11 protein-coding genes and 4 pseudogenes are annotated in these 19272 nt (G+C 68.8%); 11 read left to right on the top strand and 4 right to left on the bottom strand.

Annotated elements, in window-relative coordinates; all coding sequences use genetic code 11:
* Window positions 1-73 precede the first annotated feature (73 nt).
* The 4 genes from OG798_RS09045 to OG798_RS09030 are packed head-to-tail and all read left to right on the top strand — an operon-like array spanning window position 74 to window position 5952.
* On the top strand, window positions 74-1363 hold the full coding sequence (locus OG798_RS09045; protein WP_121417127.1) for a bifunctional glycosyltransferase family 2/GtrA family protein: 1290 nt from the start codon (window positions 74-76) through the stop codon (window positions 1361-1363).
* 17 nt (window positions 1364-1380) lie between these two features.
* Window positions 1381-3624: an ArnT family glycosyltransferase gene (locus tag OG798_RS09040; protein WP_267060910.1), complete on the top strand. Its 2244-nt coding sequence runs from the start codon at window positions 1381-1383 to the stop codon at window positions 3622-3624.
* 49 nt (window positions 3625-3673) lie between these two features.
* Entirely contained in the window at window positions 3674-4417 is a 744-nt protein-coding gene (locus OG798_RS09035; RefSeq protein ID WP_121417129.1) for a response regulator transcription factor, read from the top strand.
* On the top strand, window positions 4414-5952 hold the full coding sequence (locus tag OG798_RS09030) for a sensor histidine kinase (protein ID WP_267060909.1): 1539 nt from the start codon (window positions 4414-4416) through the stop codon (window positions 5950-5952). Before OG798_RS09035 ends, OG798_RS09030 begins: the two co-directional genes overlap by 4 nt.
* A gap of 426 nt (window positions 5953-6378) precedes the next feature.
* On the opposite strand, the pseudogene OG798_RS09025 reads toward OG798_RS09030, so the two are convergent.
* Both OG798_RS09025 and OG798_RS09020 read right to left on the bottom strand, forming a co-directional pair.
* Window positions 6379-6576: pseudogene (locus OG798_RS09025) on the bottom strand (dihydrofolate reductase family protein); the annotation flags it as partial.
* Between the two features lie 59 nt (window positions 6577-6635).
* The gene (locus OG798_RS09020; RefSeq protein WP_121418622.1) at window positions 6636-7148 is read right to left on the bottom strand and encodes a GNAT family N-acetyltransferase; all 513 of its coding nucleotides are present in this window, start codon (window positions 7146-7148) and stop codon (window positions 6636-6638) included.
* A gap of 155 nt (window positions 7149-7303) precedes the next feature.
* Here OG798_RS09020 and OG798_RS09015 point away from each other — a divergent pair, with 155 nt between their 5' ends.
* The 3 genes and pseudogenes from OG798_RS09015 (at window position 7304) to OG798_RS09000 (ending at window position 10745) form a co-directional block, all read left to right on the top strand.
* The gene (locus tag OG798_RS09015) at window positions 7304-8263 is read left to right on the top strand and encodes an expansin EXLX1 family cellulose-binding protein (RefSeq protein WP_328760006.1); all 960 of its coding nucleotides are present in this window, start codon (window positions 7304-7306) and stop codon (window positions 8261-8263) included.
* A gap of 438 nt (window positions 8264-8701) precedes the next feature.
* Window positions 8702-9085 (top strand): annotated as a pseudogene (locus OG798_RS09005) (transposase domain-containing protein); the annotation flags it as partial.
* 423 nt (window positions 9086-9508) lie between these two features.
* Window positions 9509-10745 (top strand): annotated as a pseudogene (locus tag OG798_RS09000) (PP2C family protein-serine/threonine phosphatase).
* A gap of 678 nt (window positions 10746-11423) precedes the next feature.
* Here OG798_RS09000 and OG798_RS08995 read toward each other — a convergent pair.
* Together OG798_RS08995 and OG798_RS08990 are read right to left on the bottom strand one after the other, a co-directional pair.
* Complete coding sequence (locus tag OG798_RS08995) at window positions 11424-13568, bottom strand: SpoIIE family protein phosphatase (RefSeq protein WP_267060907.1); 2145 nt, start codon at window positions 13566-13568, stop codon at window positions 11424-11426.
* A gap of 863 nt (window positions 13569-14431) precedes the next feature.
* Window positions 14432-14677 (bottom strand): hypothetical protein, encoded by a 246-nt coding sequence (locus OG798_RS08990; RefSeq protein ID WP_328756756.1) that lies wholly within the window; start codon window positions 14675-14677, stop codon window positions 14432-14434.
* 482 nt (window positions 14678-15159) lie between these two features.
* On the opposite strand from OG798_RS08990, the pseudogene OG798_RS08985 reads away from it, so the two are divergent.
* From OG798_RS08985 to OG798_RS08970, 4 genes and pseudogenes are all read left to right on the top strand, one after another.
* Window positions 15160-15942 (top strand): annotated as a pseudogene (locus tag OG798_RS08985) (tyrosine-type recombinase/integrase); the annotation flags it as partial.
* Between the two features lie 257 nt (window positions 15943-16199).
* Window positions 16200-16862: a TetR/AcrR family transcriptional regulator gene (locus OG798_RS08980; RefSeq protein ID WP_267060905.1), complete on the top strand. Its 663-nt coding sequence runs from the start codon at window positions 16200-16202 to the stop codon at window positions 16860-16862.
* On the top strand, window positions 16859-18115 hold the full coding sequence (locus OG798_RS08975) for an MFS transporter (protein ID WP_328756755.1): 1257 nt from the start codon (window positions 16859-16861) through the stop codon (window positions 18113-18115). Before OG798_RS08980 ends, OG798_RS08975 begins: the two co-directional genes overlap by 4 nt.
* A 23-nt stretch (window positions 18116-18138) precedes the next feature.
* Window positions 18139-19272: an epoxide hydrolase family protein gene (locus tag OG798_RS08970; RefSeq protein ID WP_328756754.1), complete on the top strand. Its 1134-nt coding sequence runs from the start codon at window positions 18139-18141 to the stop codon at window positions 19270-19272.

Genomic DNA, 19272 nt, shown 5'->3' with positions numbered 1-19272 from the left:
CAACAGTGAGGCCGCGGCCTTGGACCAGGGCCTGTGAGCCGCAGTCTGCCGTCCCCTCATGCCTGAGGAAGCCATGACTCCCACCCCCCACCTCACCGAACTCGACGCCCGCGTGGAGCGCCCCGCCCCCTTCCAGCCCGTGGAACGTTCGCTTCTCCCACACGCCGGTACCGCGACGGTGGACATCGTCGTTCCGGTCTACAACGAGGAACGAGCGCTGCCCGGCTGCCTGCGCACGCTCCACGCCCGTCTGTCCCAGGGCTTCCCCTTCCCCTGGCGGATCACTGTCGCCGACAACGCCAGCACCGACGAAACCCTCGCCACCGCCCGCCGCCTCGCGGACGAGCTGCCCGGCGTCGGCGTCGTCCACCTGAACCGCAAAGGGCGCGGACTCGCGCTGCGCACCGTCTGGGGCGCCAGCAACGCGGACATCGTGGCGTACATGGACGTGGACCTCTCCACCGGCCTCGACGGACTGCTTCCGCTGGTCGCGCCCCTGGCCAGCGGTCACTCGGACCTCGCGATCGGCTCCCGGCTCGCTTCCGGCGCACGCACGGTCCGCGGCCCGCGCCGCGAGTTCATCTCCCGCTGCTACAACGGCATCATCCGGCTCACCCATGGAGTCCGCTTCACCGACGCCCAGTGCGGATTCAAGGCGGCCCGCACAGACGTGCTCCGGCCGCTGTTGGAAGTGACGCGCGACGACGCGTGGTTCTTCGACACCGAGCTGCTCCTGCTCGCCGAGCACAACAGACTGCGTATCCACGAGGTCCCGGTCGACTGGGTCGAGGACGTCGACACCCGGGTGGATGTGGTGAGCACCGCCAGGGAAGACCTGCGGGGCCTGTGGCGCATGGCGCGGCTCAAGGCGTCCGGTGACGCCCGGGTCGAGGTGCGGACGCGCCCCGAGCCGGCCGCCGAACACCCCGACGCCGTCCTCGCCCCCTCCACACGACGCGGTGTGCTGTCGTGGGAGGTCGGCTGTTTCCTCGCGATCGGTGTCGTCTCCACGGTCGGACAGGCCTTGCTGTACTGGCTGTTGCGCGGTTGGTGGTCTCCGGTCGTCGCCAACCTGATCTCGCTGTTCGGCCTCACCGTCCTCAACACCGAGGCGAACCGCCGCCTCACCTTCCGGTACTCCACCACCCCACCCGCACGTGCGCACCTCGGTGCCGGGGGTCTGTTCGTCCTCGGCTATCTGGTCACCTCCGCTGCGGTGCTGTGGTTCAAGCGGCTCGATCCCGGTGCCTCACCGGCCGCGGAGACCGCGGTCCTCGCCACGGCGTCCGTCGCGGTCACCTGCGTGCGCTTCGCCGTGCTGCGGCTGGCTGTCTTCACCGCCCCCCGTAGCCGTACCCGTTGATGAGAGCGAATCCCGACATGAGCAACTACGCGCACATCAGGCCCGCACCGGCGGCATCGGCACACGACGGGAGAGGTACGAGTACGTCCGTCCGCTCGCTCCCCGCCTGGGCGGTACCCGCGGCGCTCGGAGCCGTCCTCGTGCTCGCGGCCGTCCTTTACGGCTGGGCACTGGGCTCCCTGGGGTGGGGCAACAGCTACTACTCGGCGGCCGTGAAGTCGATGGGGAAGAGCTGGACCAATTTCCTCTTCGGCTCCTTCGACCCGGCCGGCGTGATCACGGTCGACAAGCCCCCGGCCGCGCTGTGGCCGCAGGTGATCAGCAGCAAGATCTTCGGGATGCACGGCTGGGCGCTGATCCTGCCGCAGGTGCTCGAAGGTGTGGCCGGGGTGCTGGTGCTGCACCGCACCGTGCGCCGCTGGGCGGGGGAGGGAGCGGCGCTGATCGCGGCTCTGGTGCTCACCCTGACGCCCATCACCGTGGCCATCAACCGGGACAACAACCCGGACACGCTGCTGGTCCTGCTGCTGGTGTCGGCGGCGTACGCGCTCACCCGTGCGCTGCAGGCCGAGGGCCGGGCCGCGACCTGGTGGCTGTGCGCGAGTGGCTTCCTGATCGGGTGCGGATTCCTCACCAAAATGCTCGCCGCCTGGATGGTCATCCCCGCGTTCGCCGTCGCCTGGCTCGTGGGAGGACGCGGCCCCTGGATACCGCGAGTGCGGCGTCTGCTGAGCGCAGGAGCCATCCTGGCGGCGTCCTCCTTGTGGTGGGTCGCCATGGTGGCCCTGTGGCCGGGCGACCGCCCCTACATCGGCGGCAGTAAGGACGGCTCGGCCTGGGATCTCGTGATCGGCTACAACGGACTGGGGAGGGTCTTCGGCTCCAGCGACGGAACGCCTCAGACGATGGGCGGGTTCGCCGGGGGATTCGGCGGTCAGTCCGGCCTGGGCCGGCTGTTCGGCGTACAGGTGGGCGGTCAGATCAGCTGGCTGCTGCCGGTCTGTGCGCTGGCCCTGGCCGTCGCCGTCGCCGGCGCGGTACTGCGCCGACGCGGCGGACTGCCCGACTCCGCCGTACTGCCGGCCTCCGGCTGGCTGCTGTGGGGAACCTGGCTGGTGGTCTGCGGGGCCGTGTTCTCGACCCAGAAGGGCATCTTCCACCCCTACTACACCACTCAGCTCGCCCCGGCGATCGCCGCCCTGTGCGGCGGACTGATGGCTGCCCTCGTCCGCATCCACCGCGCCGGCCTGCGCTGGGCGCCTCTGGTCGGCGTAGCCGCGGTCGTGGTGAGCGTCGCCTGGGCCGTGGCGCTGGTTCGCCGTGAGCCCGACTGGAACGGCTGGCTGGTGTGGCCCGTGCTGCTGGTCGGTTGCGTCGCGGTCGTCCTGCTGGTGCTGTCACGACGCCGTGGCCGGCTGTCGACGGTTGCCGGTTGTGCCGCGGTCGCATCGGTTCTGCTGGCGCCGGGAGCGTGGGCGGTGGCCGTACCCGGCTCCATCAGCACGGGGGGCTCCAACCCGATGGCCGGTCCGCAGACGCTCGGATTCGGCGGAGGGGGTGGCATGCCCCGGCAGGGCTCGAACGGTGGAGACCTTCCCTCGGGCATGCCGTCCGGGATGCCGTCGAACATGCCGGGCTTCCCCGGCGGTGGCACCTCTTCGGGACAGACCGCTGAACCTCCGTCCGGCGGAGTGCCTTCCGGCATGCCCACAGGAGGAGCGAACGGTATGCCCGGTGCACCCGGGGAAGCGGGCTCGAAAAGCCGCGGCGCACCCTCGTTCCCAGGTGCTGGCTCAGGAAGGGCCCCTGGTGGGCGCGGCGGCTTCGGTAGCGGGAAACTCACCGCCCAACAGCGCAAGATCATCCAGTACGCCGTCGAGCACGCACCCCACGCACGCATCAAGCTCGCCGTCGAGGGCGGCGCCCTCAACGCCAGCGCCTACATCCTGGGCACCGACGAGACCGTCATCGCCATGGGCGGCTTCACCAACAGCGACAACTCGCCGTCGGTGGCCCAGTTGGAGAAATGGACCAAGGACGGCGAACTACGCTACATCCTGGGCTCCGACACGAACGGCGGAGGCGTGCCGGGCCTGTCCGGCGGATACACCAAGCAGCGCTCCGACTGGATCGCCGACCACTGCACCAAGGTTCCGGCGTCGGCATACGGCGGCACCTCCGGCACGTCGTCACAGCAAGACGGCGGCGGTGCGATGGGATCCGGGGGAGGCAACGTGCTCTACGACTGCGCCGCCAAGTAGCCGACGCCCAAGCGACGGTCACGACACGGCAGAACGGACCAGCAGACGCATGACCGAGCAGCCCACAGCCGCGCGGCCGCGACATCGGCTCCTCGTGGTCGAGGACGAGCCCAGCATTCGCACCCTGCTGGAGGCAACGCTTCGCCTGACCGGATACGAGGTGAGAAGCACCGACACCGGACAGGCTGCCCTCCTGGAGGTCGAACGCCTAAAACCGCATCTGGTGCTGCTGGACGTGATGCTGCCCGACCTGGACGGCTTCGAGGTGACCCGCAGGCTGCGGGCGGCAGGCAACGACTGTCCGATCCTGTTCCTGACCGCCCGCACCGGCACCGACGATCGCATCACCGGTCTCAGCGCCGGCGGGGACGACTACGTTGCCAAACCCTTCAGCATCGAGGAGGTGTTGCTGCGCATCGAGGCCATTCTGCGTCGCACGGCGCCGGCCGCCGAATGGCAGGCGGTGCAGAGCGTTCTGCGCTACGCCGACCTCGAACTCGACGAGGGCGCCCACGAGGTGCACCGCGCAGGGCAGTACATCGCCCTGTCTCCAACCGAGTTCAAGCTCCTGGCCTACCTCCTGTCGAACGCGGGCCAGGTGGTGAGCAAGGTCCAGATCCTCGACCACGTCTGGAGCTACGACTTCGCGGGCGACTCCCGGATCATCGAGACGTACGTCAGGTACCTGCGCAGGAAGATCGACTGCTTCGAACCGCCACTGATCCACACCGTGCGCGGCGTCGGCTACTGCCTCAGGCTTCCCCGCGACCACGCAGGGACCTCGGGCCAGTGACCCGGTTCCTGCCCCGGCCGCCCAAGTCGGTGCGACGGCGCCTCATCCTCGGCGCCACTCTGCTCGCCACCGCGGCAGTCCTGACCTCCCAGGCGATCGGCTACGTGGTGCTTCGCTCCTGGCTGCTGGACCGCGTCGACGAGCAGCTTGTCGAGTTCCATACACCGGCTCCCGCCTATGACGACGCGCTCCAAGGCAGGCTCCCGGACCCGGGGGAACGCCCGGACATACTTCCCTCGGACTTCCACGTCTACTTCTACGACTCCTCCGGGCGCCGTCTGAACGACTCCCTGGGCTCCGAGACCAAGCCAGGACCCCGGTTGGCCGATCAGGCGGAGGAGCTCGGACTGCGGGACGGCCACCCCGAAACCGTGCCCGCCGTCAGTGGTGACGGCCGCTGGCGGGTGCTGCTGAACCCCGGTCCGGACGGCATGAGCGCGGTGGTCACCCTTCCGCTCGACACCGTCGACGGTGCCACATCGAAGCTCCTGTGGCTGAACGCCGTGCTGCTCGCCGTCACGATCGTCGCCCTGATCGCCCTGGGCCGGTGGGTGGTTCGTCTGGGGCTGCTGCCTCTGACCAGAATGGAACGGACGGCTCAGGACATCACCGCAGGCCGGCTCGATCTGCGTTTGGCAGACACCGATGCGCGTACCGAGATCGGACGACTCGGCCGGGTCCTGAACTCCATGCTCGACCGCCTGCAGAGGGCGCTGGTGGCCCGGGAGGCCTCGGAGGCCCGCCTTCGCCGGTTCGTCGCCGACGCCGGGCACGAATTGCGCACTCCGCTCACCGCCATCCAGGGCTACGCCCAACTCGCCCTCCGCCCGGAACCGCGCTCGGCCCTCGAACGAAACGAGGCCAACCGGTTCATCGCACAGAACGCGGAACGCATGAGTCTGCTCGTCGACGACCTCCAGTTGCTCGCGACCCTCGACAAAGAACCCTCCTACCGCAGGGAGCGGGTCGACCTGCTGTCCCTCGCGGCGGACGCCGTCAGCGCCGCCGCCGTCCACAGCGAGTCCCACCCCGTCGACCTCGGCCCGCTGCGCACCCCGGCCGATCCCACCGGGGCCGAGGAACTCGACGTTGCGGAGACTGTCGGCGACCCGCACCGATTGCGTCAGATCGTGGAGAACCTGCTCTCCAACGCCCGCACCCACACCCCGCCGGGCACCCGCGTCCACGTTCACGTCGGCACGACCGAGGCGGGTCCCGGAACCGGAGGCACGGACCGACCCGGACGCACCACCGCTTCACCGCCTCTGCCGGAGGGCCTGCCGATCACCGTGATCGAGGTGTCGGACGAAGGGCCGGGCCTCGAACCCGTCGACGCCGAGCTCGTCTTCGAGCGCTTCTACCGCGCCGACCCCGCCCGCTCCCGCATCCACGGCGGCAGCGGCCTCGGCCTGGCCATCGCCGCGACCATCGCCGAGGGCCACGGCGGCCGCCTCGAACTCGACACGGGCACCGGCCGCGGCTGCACCTTCCGCCTGGTTCTGCCCGCAGCCGACTCCGGCCAGGAACCCCGCTGATCCCGCGCGTACGGGTGTGCGGCCCTCAGGGACCGAGAGCGACAGCGGCTCCCCGGACGTATGGACGGGATCGGGAGGATGACCCACAGTCGATGTGGCCGGGGAGCGTCACAGCGGTCGGTGCGTGCAGCGGAGTTCAGCGGATGCGTGCGGAAAAATCCGTGGGCGTGGGGGTGACAGCGCGGGATGTGAGCGGCCGACCGGTCACCAGGAGTGCGTCGACGGCTACGGGCGAGGTCGCGTTCCTGCACGCGCTCCAGGAAGCGCAGCATGGCGAGGCGAGACACCGGATAGTCGTTCACGTGTTCGATTATAGAGCTGTTCCTATTGGCCAGCGCTGTGACGTTCAGGCGTAGGTGGCCAGGCACAGCGACACTTGACCAGGATCCATCACTCGACGACTCAATGCTCGAGTGGGCCGCGATCTGGAAGCCGGTCGGCGGTCTCCCCGTACAGCATCGTCTCGTACAGCCGTCGTCCCAACAGGTGGACGCCGACCTCTCGTATCTCGTTGGTGGCGAAGCGAAAGACCTCCTCGTCGGGCGCCGTCCAGTCGAAGTCGCCGTCCGGCCCGACGATGTAGCCGTCAAGTGAGACGCCCATCGAATAGGTCACGCTGCGCATCAGAAGCCCTCTTCGGATCATTGAGGCCCTCGCCGCCTTGGTGGAGCCGAACGTGAGACTTACTCCAGCTCCTCCGCCAACAGGTCCATCAGCAGCCCGTCGTGCCAGCTGCCGTCCGGGCCACGCTCGTACTGCCGCATGATGCCCACCGGGCGGAAGCCGACCTTGCGGTAGCACCGGATGGCAGCGGCATTGTCTGCGGCCGGGTCGATCACCAGTCGGCGGTATCCGTGATCATCGATCAGGTGGCGTGCCAGGGCGCGGACGGCGTCAGTGCCAAGGCCGCGCCCGTGTACCGCCGGGTCGAGATAGATGTCGATGTTGGCATGCCGGTAGTCGGGCTCGTCCTCGGCTCCCCACTGGATAGCGCCGACCACCCGGCCGTCGTGCTCGACCGTGAAGGTCCGGGCCCCGGGATCTTCGAGGTCCTCGGTCACGGCGGCCGTCAGGTCGTCGCCGCCCCGCCAGCGCGTGTACACCTCAGGCGTGGTCCGGATCGCGGCCAGAGCCGGGATATCGCCCACGGTCGACGGGCGAAGCGTCACCAGGGCTCCGCGCAGGACCGTCTGCATGCCACTGATCATCCCCGACTTCGGATCCACTCGTCCAGGCCGAAGTCCATGCTGCGTCGACCCGGGACCTGGCCCGACCGAAAATTCGGCGGCAACCTTTTCGCCACCCGTGGCCACTGAGTAGGGCAAGCGACACGCTCTTCGAACGGATGGACATGCAAGAAACACGCCAGATCGCGCGGCAGCGCAGGCGCAGACGCCGGCTGATGGTGGGTACTACCACGGGGCTGGTCGTCACAGGTCTCCTCGTCTGCTTGGCCATGGCGATGCAGCCGGACCGCAAGGAGGATGCCGGGCGGGCTCCAGCCACGACCGTCGCCAACTCCCAGGAGACTGACCCACCAGCATTGCCCGAGAAGAAGAAGTCCTCCCCCACACCTTCCCCGTCCAAAGTCTCCGCGTCCCCGTCGGCCGGGGCCAAGAAACCGAAGGCCTCTGCGTCCCCGTCGGGGACGCCGTCATCGACGTCACCGGGGAAGACGTTCACCACGTCCTCCTTGGCCGGACGGATCCGAGGCAAAGTCACCTACCCGGGAGTCGCCACCGTCTACAAGGCCGGGGTCGGGGACGGCGCCTGCTCGTATGGCCCGAGCGGCGACATGATGATCGCGGCGATGAACACCACCGACTACGAGACGTCCAAGGCCTGCGGGGCATACATACTCGTTCACGCGGCGGACGGTGCCTCCGTCACCGTCCGGATCACCAACGAATGCCCTCTGCCCTGTGCGCCGGGCCAACTCGACCTCAGCGAACAGGCCTTCGCCAAACTGGCCCCTGTCTCGACCGGCCGGATCGCCATCACCTGGAGCCTGGTGAGCCCCAGCTCGTCGGGCACGATCTCTATCCGCTACAAGAACGGATCCAGCCCCTACTGGTGCGGCGTCCAGGCCATCGGGCACCGCAACCCGCTCGCCCGGCTGGAGGTCAGCACCGGCGGCGGCTGGCGCCAACTGACCCGGACCGACTACAACTACTTTCTCTCTCCCGACGGCAGCGGATGCGGCAAGGCGATCAGGCTCACCGACATCTACGGAGAACAACTGACCATCAACGGCATCGCCCTGCGGCCGGACGTCGTGCAGTCGACGGGAGTCCAGTTCGCCCGGCACTGACTCCGCCGCCGACACCGGGCCTCTCCGAACGCAACGCTCGGAGGGACCCGGTGTTGGTGTGCCAGGCCGGTTGCCCGAACTGGATACCGCGACCGTTGGTGGCCAGGCGCACGTGGCCGTAGGCCCGGGGGTCCCCGGTGATGGCCTCACCGATCCAACCCCACTGGTGCTGGTCGTCGTTGATGCGCAGCCAGGCCCGTTGTTCTTGGCGCTGAGCCACAGGGTCCCCGGACCGGTGGCCCGGGCCGCGAACGTCGTACCCTTGTCGGTGCTGGCGAACAGGGGGCCTTCCACAAGGGCGGGTAGTTAGTGTATTTCCGCTGGTGGCAAGGGAGTTCGGTGTCGGGTAGGAACGCGGGCAACGGGGCCGCGTTGGTCAGGTAGTCCGCCAAGACTTCCGGCCGTTGAGGAGCCCCGTTGCCCACGCGTCATTGTGTCCTGCCACCCGGTCTGGCGAGGGTCACCCGTGAGTTCATCGTGGCCGAGGGCCGGTTCGCGCCAGGTCATCTGGGCGAGTTGACGCAGGTCATACCGTTCGACCTCGTCGATGCCGTTCTGGATGAAACCCGTTGCGTGCAGCGCCGGTTACGGGATCTGCCCTCGCGGGTCGGGGTCTACTTCCTTCTCGCGATGTGCCTGTTCCCGGAGCTCGGCTACCGGCTGGTCTGGCACAAGCTGACCGCAGCCCTTACGGGCGTCGGGATCGAGGTCGCGGAGCCAACTGCGAAAGCCTTACGTGACCTGCGCAGACGGCTCTGTGCAGAACCGATGAAGCGCGTGTTCGAGACCCTGGCCGGCCCGCTCGCCCAGCCGGTGACTCCCCCCTGCTCGGGACCCCCGCTGGCTGCGGGCGCACACCCGCGGAAGGCTTCGAGGGGCCCGGCGGCCCGGTCGGAGCGGCTCATCATGTCACCCCGCCGGTCTGTCGACACACCGGCCCCAAGCCGTGGAAGCCGTGCCCGCCGGTCCCCACCCGCCGCCATCGGTCAGTCTTCGCCGCGGCCGAGTGCCGTGCCCAGGGCGATGGGGCGGGCCGCGGAACTTCGCCCGCCGCCATGCCTGCGACTACGAACGGCTTGCGTGACTGCCCAGCGGCTCCGGCTGCCTGGCTGTCTGTGCCGAGGGTGCGGTGAGGCCGGCGCCCTGCGGAACGGATCAGCAGACGTCCGGCGGGCACACCTGGCGGATACCTCGTAGGTTGGAGATGAAAGCGGTCGCGCTCGTAAAGATCGGCAGGGCACGCGCGTGACGACAGCGGAGATCGATTTCGAGGAGCTGTTCGACGCCGCGCCGAACCCGTACCTGGTGCTGGACGCCGACCTGGTGGTGCGCTACGCCAACCGGGCCTATCTCCGGGTCTCCGGCAGGACCCGCGAAGAACTGGCCGGGCGGTACATCCTGGAGGCATTCCCGGACACGTCTGCCGCGCCGGACGCGGCGCGTGACTTCGGCGCCTCACTCCAGCGCGTGCTGGGCTCCCGCGAGCCCGAGGTGGTGGCACCGCAGCGATTCGACATACCCGTCGCCCGGCCGGCCGGGCGACGTTGAGGAGCGCTGGTTGTGCGGGTTGTCCAGCCCCGTCCTGGGGTCGGATGGCACCGTGAAATGGATCATCGCGCGGGCCGACGACGTCACCGAGTTCATGCGTTCCCCCGTCATCCGTGAGCTCACTCCGTCGCTGAGCAAGCAGTCAACAGGGACCGCGGCCCAGGTGTGCGCCCGGTCGCACGATCTGGAACAGCTGAACGAGCAACTGCGCCAGGCGCATGCCCGCGAACGTGAAATCGCCGTCACCCTGCAGGAGGCCATGCTCCGCTCGCCCGACTTGGACAGGCACCGGGACATCGCCGTGCGCTACCTGCCTGCCAGCGGATCACTCAACGTGTGCGGTGACTGGTACGACGTGGTCGATCTGCCACCCGACCGCTACGCCATCGCTATCGGGGACGTCGTCGGCCATGGCCTGCAGGCCGCCGCAGTCATGGGCATGCTGCGCAGCGCCTTGAGCGCAGCCATCCGGGCCGTTCCCAGCCCGGCACAGGCCCTGGAGGTACTGGGTCTGTACGCCCGGGCGGTCGACGGCGCGCTGGCCACGACCGTAGTCAAAGTGCTCATCGACCCGCGCAGCCGACTGATCATCTACAGCAACGCCGGCCACCCACCGCCGGTACTGCTCCATCCAGACAGCAGATGGCAGCTGCTGGACCAGGCCACAGACCCGCCGCTGGGCGCCCGACCGGACCATGTCCCCCGTCCCCAGGCCGGCCTGCCCTACACGCGGGGCGACACCCTCGTGCTCTATACCGACGGCCTCATCGAACGCCGCGGTGAAGACATCGACGCCGGCCTGGCGCGGCTGACCGACGCCCTCGCCCAGTACAGCACGTTCCCTGTTGAACAACTCGCCGATGCGCTGCTGGCCCACCTGGGCGTCACCAGCGGTAGCTGGGATGACATCGCCCTGGTTATCGTCCGCGTGTGACCGTTTCCAAGGGGTGAAGTTCCGCCGGGCTGGGAACAGGTCCGCGAACTCCTCGTCGCGGAACAACACTCCCAACTCGTCCCGGACCCGGATCGCCAGGCTCCCCTTGGGGAAAGCCGCCCGCGCCACCCGGACCGTCTCTGCCGGGATCTGTCCAGGGCCCTTCGGACGCATCGACATCGACACCTTCCCCATACGACAACGTCGGTTCCCAGGACCACAACCAGGTCTTGGGAACCGACGTCACGCGAGGCCCCGAATTAAGTAAGACCCCCCGGTGCGGCGAGGGGCCGACGACTACGTGCTCCGGTCCGTTGTCAGGGGCGGTTCGTACCCTGGCTGCTGCTGTCCCGCGCCACCGGCACCTTCAAGGAGACGCCTTCCATACCGGCCATCGTGCGGCGTCTGGCCCGCCGGGAGTTCGTCGGTCCCTTCGATCAGAGGCCGCGGTCTTGCGGTATCCCGCTCGCGACGCGGTTCGAGGGCCGGCGGGCGGCCAGCTCCTCGAGGCGGGAGCGTCTCCAGCGCTGCTGGTGGGGGCGGCCGGCGCTGCCGCAGTGGTAGGCGACCCCGTCGGGCTGCTCGAGATCGGGCAGGAGCCCGTGTCCGCGTCTCGGCGGGCCGCGTGAGCTGGTCCTTGGTGAGCTTTTCCGGTCCGGACTTTGTGTTCGAGTTCCGTCATGCGGCGTGGTGCGGGATGTCTTGTTCGGTCCAGATGCATTTGCCGTCATGGTGGTAGCGGGCGCCCCAGCGTTTGGAGAGGGCGGCGACGAGTTGCAGGCCGCGGCCGCCCTCGTCGGTGTGGGCGGCGTGGCGGATGCGGGGGGTGCTGAGGCTGCCGTCGTAGACCTCACAGGTCAGCGAGCGGCTGCGTAGCAGGCGCAGGCGGATGGGGCCCTTGGCGTGCCGGATCACGTTGCCGACCAGTTCGCTGGCGAGCAGCTCGGTGGTGATCGCTAGCTCGTCCAGTTCCCAGGCGGCCAGTTGGTTTCGGACGTGTTCGCGGGCCTGTTTGGCCGCGCGGGGATCCTCCGGGAGGATCCAGGAGGCGACGTCACCGGCGTGGATGGCCCGCGTGTGGGCGATCAGCAGCGCTGCGTCGTCGTTCGTCCGGGCGTGGTCGGGCAGCAGGGCCGAGACCACTGTGTCGCACAGGTCGTCCAGGCGCCGGACGTCGTCGTCCTCGTCGGATGTCGTGAAGGTGGGCGCCGCGTGCTGGGCGAGGACCTGTTGCAGTCGGGTCAGTCCTTGGTCGATGAAGCGGGTGGCGGATTCGACGAGTCCGTCGGTGTACAGGACCAGCAGGCTCTCCTCGGGCAGGAGCATCTGGTGCGTTTCGAACGGTGGCTCGGCGGCTCCCAGTGGCGGGTCGGCGGTCAGGTCGGGCCTGTGGACAGTGCCGTCGGGATGGACGACGACCGGTGGGGGATGACCGGCCAGAGAGAACGAGCATATCCGGGTGATCGGGTCGAAGACGGCGTACAGGCAGGTGGCGTAGCAGTCCTCGCTCAGGTCGCTGACCAGGTCGTTGAGACGGCTGAGCAGCTCGGCAGGGGGTATGTCCAGGTCGGCGAGGGTGCGCACCGCGGTGCGCAGCTGGCCCATGGTGGCCGCTTCGGGGGTGCCGTGTCCCATGACGTCGCCGATCACCATGGCGACCCTGTCGGCGGACAGCGGGATCACGTCGTACCAGTCGCCACCGACTTGCTCGCCCCGGCCCGCAGGCAGGTAGCGTGCGGCAGCGCAGGCGGCAGGCAAGCGGGGCAGTGTCCGGGGCAGCAAGCCACGCTGCAGCTCCTGTGCCCGGGCGTGTTCCACGTCGTACAAGCGGGCCCGCGCCAGCGACTGGCCGACCAGACCGCTCAAGGCGGTCAGCAGCGTGCGCTCCTCGTCGGTGAAGGAGCGCTGCCGGGTGAAGGACACCAAACACATGCCGATGGCGTTCCCGGAGGCGATCATGGGCAGGAACGCCCACGCGTTCTTCTGGGACGCGGCCGGTATGGGTTTCAGTGTTGGATAGCGTCGGCAGTACTCTGCGGCCGATTCGATGAACCGGGGAGCGCACGTCCCGAACACGTCGGCGGCCACGGGGTAGTCGGTGACCGCGAGCCCGTCAAGCAGGCTGAGGAATTCCTGTGTGTATCCGGCGGAGTCAACCACATGCTGTCGGCCGCTTTCGAACACCCAGACTATGAGCCCGTCGGCGCCGAATGGGGGCAGGACGTGCGCCGCGACGGCCTGTACGACCTCCCGGGAGGTGACGGCCTCGGCGAGCGCCGAGGTCAGCTTGCCCATCTGGACAGTCCGCTCAGAGCCGGCCACCGAACGACGGACGGGTGGCGTGCTGGGCAAGTCCTCCAGGCGCGCAGCGGCCCATCCTGCCACCGACCGCAGAAAGGATCGCTGTGCCTCTTCCGGCTCGCCGGGCCCTGCCGTGATCACGGACAGCACACCAACCGGCCCGTCGGCGCCGAGGAGCGGCACTGCTGCCGTGCCGGCCGCCCCCATACCCAGGCTGTCCCCGGCCACCCAGGCATAGTGACCGCGCCGCATGGCGCGTATGGGCGCCACGTCCTGCTCAGCGGACAGATCCGCCCACGCCTCGGCGCTCTCTGCGGCCAACCCGCTGGCCGCAACCATGCGCAGCCGGCGAGCAGCAGGGTCCCACCAGTGCAGGAACGCGCCCCGGCCTTCCAGGCACTCGGTGGCCTTGAGGGCCAGCGTCAGTGTCTCCGCGCCCCGCGGCGTTTTGTACGAGTCGGCAGGAAAGCTCAGCCCTGACGGCTGAGGGTGACTCCCGGCTTTGGCTGCCCCAGGTGCCAACTCGTCTCCTACTCACTCTTATAGCTCGCGGACCTGCACAAGCGGTGACGGATGACTCCGCAAATCAGGCAAACACTCCTATACGCTACCCTGCCGTCCGTCCATATCCCCAGCTTCGAACCCGTCGGCAGGGGCGGGTCGGTTGGCTCCAGGCCGTCGGGCGGGGAGCCGGAAGGCGGTGTGGCCGGCAGGGGCGGATCATGCGGAAGCGGCGGTCGGTGGTGAACGGGGGTGCCGGTGCGGCAGGCGGTGGCAAGGGCCACGTTCATCGCGCCTGTCAGTCCGTTGTCCTCGCCGCCATCGGCGTCCTGACCTCCTGGGCCACCGGCCGACCGCCCCGCCGCAGCACCACTTCAGGGGTCGAAACCCTGGCTGTACGCGAGCCCGGCTGCCACTACCTACAGGCATAACGGCCACAAAGTCTGCATAATCGTGCATAGTCGGGCATGAAACGGTATAGAGTGGGCATCGTTTAGCAAGGGTGTGCACCACCGGCACAGTCTCGACGCCAGGAGAACTCATGACCTACGGAGCGATGGCCGCTCCCGATTCCAACCCCCGCGCCAACACCGCTTTGGCCGCCGGCTGCGAGCTGTGTTAGGGCTGGGGAAGCGTGATCACTTTCCAGGGGCGGCACGAACTGTGCCAGGCCTGCCAGTCCCTCACCGCACACGAGTGCCACGACAGCAGCACTCCTGCGCCTGGGACGGAATAAAGAGGAATGGCGCGGGGCAGCGGCCCTGACCTGCGACATTATTGCGTCTGGGATTTCCGGCAGCTTTCCGCCGTGACCTACCTCTATTCCTCGTAGCTTGCCCTCCGATCGGGCACGGCTGGGGCGCGACGTCGTTCCTGCGGCACCTTCACCTGTGCCGACCGGCACCCCTCCGAGCGCCAGCAGTGCTTCCTGGTGCCAGTCGATTGGTTTCGCCTCGGGCAACGCAGATCATGACGTAGATGGTTCTGATGGCGTGTCCCATCAAGGCGATACCGAAGACCAGGAACAACCGACCGCGCGATGCGCCGAGGTAGGTGAACACGCTGGCGGCTGCCACACCAAACAGAAGGTTCGCGATCAGCAAGGGCCAGCCGGAGTCGGTCTTCGCCATGTTGAACCGCTCCCACGTGAAGCGGGGCGTCGATTTCGGGTAAGGGCTGATCCGCTGCTCGAAGGTGCCCCTGTCAGACCGCGCTAGCATGCCGCCCATCCAACAGGCTGGATGATCCCTTTACAAGATCTTCCAGCCAACCGCCCACCAGCCCCATCGAGGGCATGCGCGCCAAGCTCAAGCGCCTCATCCGACGCGGCATCCTCATCAAGACCGAACCGGGCTTGTTCGCCCAGACGCGCCCGTAACCCGCCACCGAGGCAAGTGACCAGCCGACCTCACCCTCATTCGCCCAGCGGGGTGTACTCGATGACTCGGCCAAGCCAGCCGCGGAAGGACCATCATGCCCAGCCACCCAGAGCCCCAGTTTGGAAGATCGCACGCCCCACGACGGGGCGGAGGGCCGTCCCTCGCCCGTAGCGGATCGTGACCTCCTGCAGTGGCGCCGTTGGGCACTCAGTCAGCTGCGGCCCGTTCGCTCGCTTGTGTGGGGCAGCTCCGCGGTGAACACCTGGAACGCCCGGCGTGCGTCGGTGCTCTCGTGGCTGGGCTGGTGCGATGAGCGCGGGTACGACGGCCCGGCGGTCCCGGGCTGGGCGAAGCGGCTTACCCCGCCGGACTCCGAGACCCCGGCCCGCTCGAAGATGGCGATCGACCGGCTGATCGCACGGCGTGAGGTGCACCTGCGGGAGAAGACGCTGTGGCGGATGCTCTATGAGACCGTCGCCCGCACCGAGGAGATCCTGGGCGTCAACATCGAGGAGCTGGACCTCGCCGGGCGCCGGGCTCCGGTGAAGGCCAAGGGCGCTCGTCCTCGTACGCGTCGCCGTGGTGCCGTCCGCGAGGACTTCGTCCTGGAGACGGTCTACTGGGACGCGGGTACCGCCCGGCTGCTGCCCCGCCTTCTCAAGGGCCGTACGCGCGGGCCGGTGTTCGTCACCCACCGCAAGTCCGGCCCTGGCAAGGTCGTCAGCACTCGCGACGTGTGCCCCGACACCGGGCTGGCCCGCCTGTCGTACGGGCAGGCCCGGATGCTTCTGGACGAGCACACGGCCCTGGGCGGCGAGCCGGGCACGGGCTGGGATCTGCATGAGTGGCGGCACTCCGGTCTGACCCACCTCGGCGAGGGTGGGACGAGCCTGCTCATGCTGATGGCGAAGTCCCGGCACAAGAAGCCGGAGAACGTACGGAAGTACTTCCATCCCTCGCCGGAGGCGATCGCCGAAGTCACCAGCCTGCTTGCGCCCGGTGACAGCAGGCGCTGATCGGGGTGGCCGCTGGCGGAGCTTGGATCGTGTGGTGGTTGCGGATGCGGATGGCGAGTGCGCTCAACCGGAAGTCGCAGTGCTTCCTTCGGCCGGGCAGGCTGAGGCGAGCGTGAGGGTAGCCGTCTGGACCGCAGACGATGGCGAGCGGCCGGTCTGTGCGGGATGCCGTAGGTGCGGGTGTGCTGCTGCGTCGTGGTGGCGATGAGCATCCATTGATTTGTACATCTGTTCTTAAGGCTTATACGTTTGTGCGCATGCTGCACATCGAACCGCCGTCGGCGGACCCTCCCGAAGGTGAAACGGCCAAGGAAATGGCCGGTGGTGAGCGCCGGACCTCCGCCGAATCGGGTGGCGGGCGGCGACGGACCCGTCGCAACGACCCCGGCCGCAAGACGCACATCCTGGACGCCACCCTCGACGTCATCGCGGATCATGGGGTGGCCGGGACGACGCATCGGCACATCGCTGCCCGGGCCGGCGTGCCGCTCGGGTCGATCACCTACCACTTCGCCAGCTTGACCGATCTCCAGGCGCAGGCGTTCGCCCGGTATGTCGAACTGCAGTCCGCGGTGTTTGAGAATCTGTTCGAGGATGTCAATACGCGCGAGCAATTCATTGATGTCCTGGTCGATCTTGTCCACGGAGGTCCTGCCAGGCACCGCAGTGCGGTCCTCGGCTTCGAGCTGCACCTGGCGGCCCTCCGCAACCCCGGACTGCGAGCTCTGACACAGGCATGGACGGAGGACAGCCGCACCGTTCTGGCCCGTTTCACCGGCCCGGACAGCGCCGCCCGCCTGGACCCCCTGCTTGAGGGAATGATCATGCATGCTCTGCTCACGACTGCGCCGGAGTCGCGCGAGAGAACGCGGGACGCGATCGACCAGACGCTCGGCCCAGCCGGTCGACCGGGATCGTGACCGGAGCGTCTGCCGCCGTCCCGGCGGCGCCGACAGCGCGGGAGGTGACGGCGGGTGCGAGGTCGACCTACGCGGTCTTCGCCGGTCTGGGGCTCGCCGGGTCGACCTGGTCCTCCCGGCTCCCCGAGGTCCGCACGCAGCTTAATCTCGACTCGGCATCACTGGGACTCCTGCTGCTCACCATCGCCGTCGGCGGCGTGATCGTGCTGCCTCTGTCAGGGACGGTCGTCACACGCATCGGCCCCCGCCGGGCCGTCACTGTCGTCGCCCTGCTCGTCGGCGCGAGCCTCGGCGTCATCTCACTCGGATACGCCCTCTCAGCATCCCTGCTGGTGGCCGGGCTGTTCCTGCTCGGCGCGGCTACGGGTTTCTGGGACGTCGCGATGACCGTGCACGCTGCGGCGGTCGAACGGCAGCTCGGCCGTCCCGTCATGCCGCGCTTCTTCGCCGCGTTCAGCCTCGGTACAGTCGCCGGTGCCGCGGTCGGTGTGCTGATGACCGCACTGCGCGTCCCGGTAAGCATCCATGTGGCCGTGGTCGCAGCAGTCATCGCCGGGGCGATACCCGCGGCGGCACGGCACTTCCTTCCCGAGCACGCCGCGCGCCCCATCGCAGTGCCACCGCCGGCGAGAATGTCCCGCCCGGGTCTGGGCGCGTGGCGAGAACCGCGCGCCCTGGCGGTCGGGCTCGTCGCACTGGCCTTCGCGGTCGCGGAAGGGGGGGGTAGCAACTGGGTCAGCGTCTCGGTCATCGACCGTCACCACGTCACCGCCACGATCGGCACGCTGGCGTACGCCTCCTTCCTCACCGCGCTCACCGCCGGCCGCTGGCTCGGGCCAGCGGTCCTCCACCGGTTCGGACGAGTCACTGTCCTTCGGACAGCCGCCGCCGTCACCGCCACCGGCGTCGCCCTTTTCGCGCTTGGGCTGTCCACTGGACTGGCGTTCGCGGGAAGTCTGCTCTGGGGGATGGGCGCGGCGCTCGGCTTTCCGGTCAGCATGAGCGCCGGGGCCGACGAGCCCGCTCGTGCCGCCGGCCGGGTCAGCGTCATCACCTCGATCGGATACTGCGGCTTCGTCGGCGGACCGCCGCTCATCGGCTTCCTCGGCAACCAGACCACTGTCGGGCATGCCCTGCTCGTCATCGCGATCCTCATGGCCCTGTCCGCTGTGATCGCCGGGACCACCCGCCGGTCCCCCGACAACCGCACGCAGAGCGGCTCCGACACCCAGGCACGCACCGCTGTCATGTGAGAACGAACCCCTTGGAGACCCCCATGACCCGCCACGCGCCTGTGATCGCCGTCCCCGAGGCCGAGCTGAACGAGCTGCGCTCACGGCTGCTCAACACACGCTGGCCGACCCCCTGGCCTGCCACAGGCTGGGAGGCCGGCACCGACTCCGGCGAACTGCGACGCCTCGTCACCTACTGGGCCTCCGAATACGACTGGCGTGCCCACGAAGCCACCATCAACGCCCTGCCGTCCCATCTCGCGGATATCGACGGAACCCCCGTCCACTACCTCCGCTTCGACGGCGAACACCCCGGCGCCCTGCCGATCGTCCTGACCAACGGGTGGCCCAGTTCCTTCCTCGAACTGACCACCCTCGCCCGCCGGCTGGCCACGCCGTCGCGGTACGGGGGCGACGCCGCCGACGCGTTCACCGTTATTGTCCCCTCGCTACCCGGATTCGCCTTCTCACCTCAGCGGCCCTCGCTTGCGGAGCCCCCGCAGACACATGAGATCTGGCACCGGCTCATGCACGACGAACTCGGCTTCGAGCGCTACGTCGCGCACGGGGGCGACCTGGGTGCCGGCATCACTTCCCGGCTCGGCGAAGCTCACCCCGAGGCCGTGGTGGGCATCCATCTGATGGCGATCGCCAGCCCAGTCGCCTATGACGCGGCCGGTGTCACCCCCGAGGAGCGGGATTACCTCGATTCCGTCGCGGTGTGGTCCGCGGAAGAGGGCGGGTACATGCACCAACAGAGCACCCGCCCTTTCACGCTGAGCTACGGTCTGGCCGACTCACCGACCGGGCTGCTTGCCTGGATCGTCGAGAAGTACCGTGCGTGGAGCGACTGCGGTGGTGACCTGTCGTCCCGGTTCAGCGACGACTTCCTCCTCACGCAGGCATCGCTCTACTGGTTCACCGGCAGCATCTCGACCTCCTTCCGGCCCTACTACGAATACGCCCAGCGGCTGACGAGGCGGGTGGAGCGGGTCAACGTGCCCACGGCCCTCGCTCTGTTCCCGGCCGACCTCACCCAGCCGCCCCGCAGCTGGGCCGAGCGCACGTACAACATCACGAGGTACACCCGCATGCCCCGTGGCGGACACTTCGCCGCCCACGAAGAACCCGAACTCCTCGCGCACGACCTCACCGAGTTCTTCCGCGCACACCGGTGA

Source organism: Streptomyces sp. NBC_00271 (genome assembly GCF_036178845.1).
GTDB lineage: Bacteria > Actinomycetota > Actinomycetes > Streptomycetales > Streptomycetaceae > Streptomyces.
This window is presented reverse-complemented; position numbering and strand designations above follow the sequence as displayed.

Bases quoted from the DNA above. Each gene is read 5' to 3' on its own strand.
- OG798_RS09045 (WP_121417127.1), top strand. From the start codon at position 74: ATGACTCCCACCCCCCACCTCACCGAACTCGACGCCCGCGTGGAGCGC.
- OG798_RS09040 (WP_267060910.1), top strand. From the start codon at position 1,381: ATGAGCAACTACGCGCACATCAGGCCCGCACCGGCGGCATCGGCACAC.
- OG798_RS09035 (WP_121417129.1), top strand. From the start codon at position 3,674: ATGACCGAGCAGCCCACAGCCGCGCGGCCGCGACATCGGCTCCTCGTG.
- OG798_RS09020 (WP_121418622.1), bottom strand. From the start codon at position 7,148: ATGCAGACGGTCCTGCGCGGAGCCCTGGTGACGCTTCGCCCGTCGACC.
- OG798_RS09015 (WP_328760006.1), top strand. From the start codon at position 7,304: ATGCAAGAAACACGCCAGATCGCGCGGCAGCGCAGGCGCAGACGCCGG.
- OG798_RS08990 (WP_328756756.1), bottom strand. From the start codon at position 14,677: ATGGCGAAGACCGACTCCGGCTGGCCCTTGCTGATCGCGAACCTTCTG.
- OG798_RS08980 (WP_267060905.1), top strand. From the start codon at position 16,200: ATGCTGCACATCGAACCGCCGTCGGCGGACCCTCCCGAAGGTGAAACG.
- OG798_RS08970 (WP_328756754.1), top strand. From the start codon at position 18,139: ATGACCCGCCACGCGCCTGTGATCGCCGTCCCCGAGGCCGAGCTGAAC.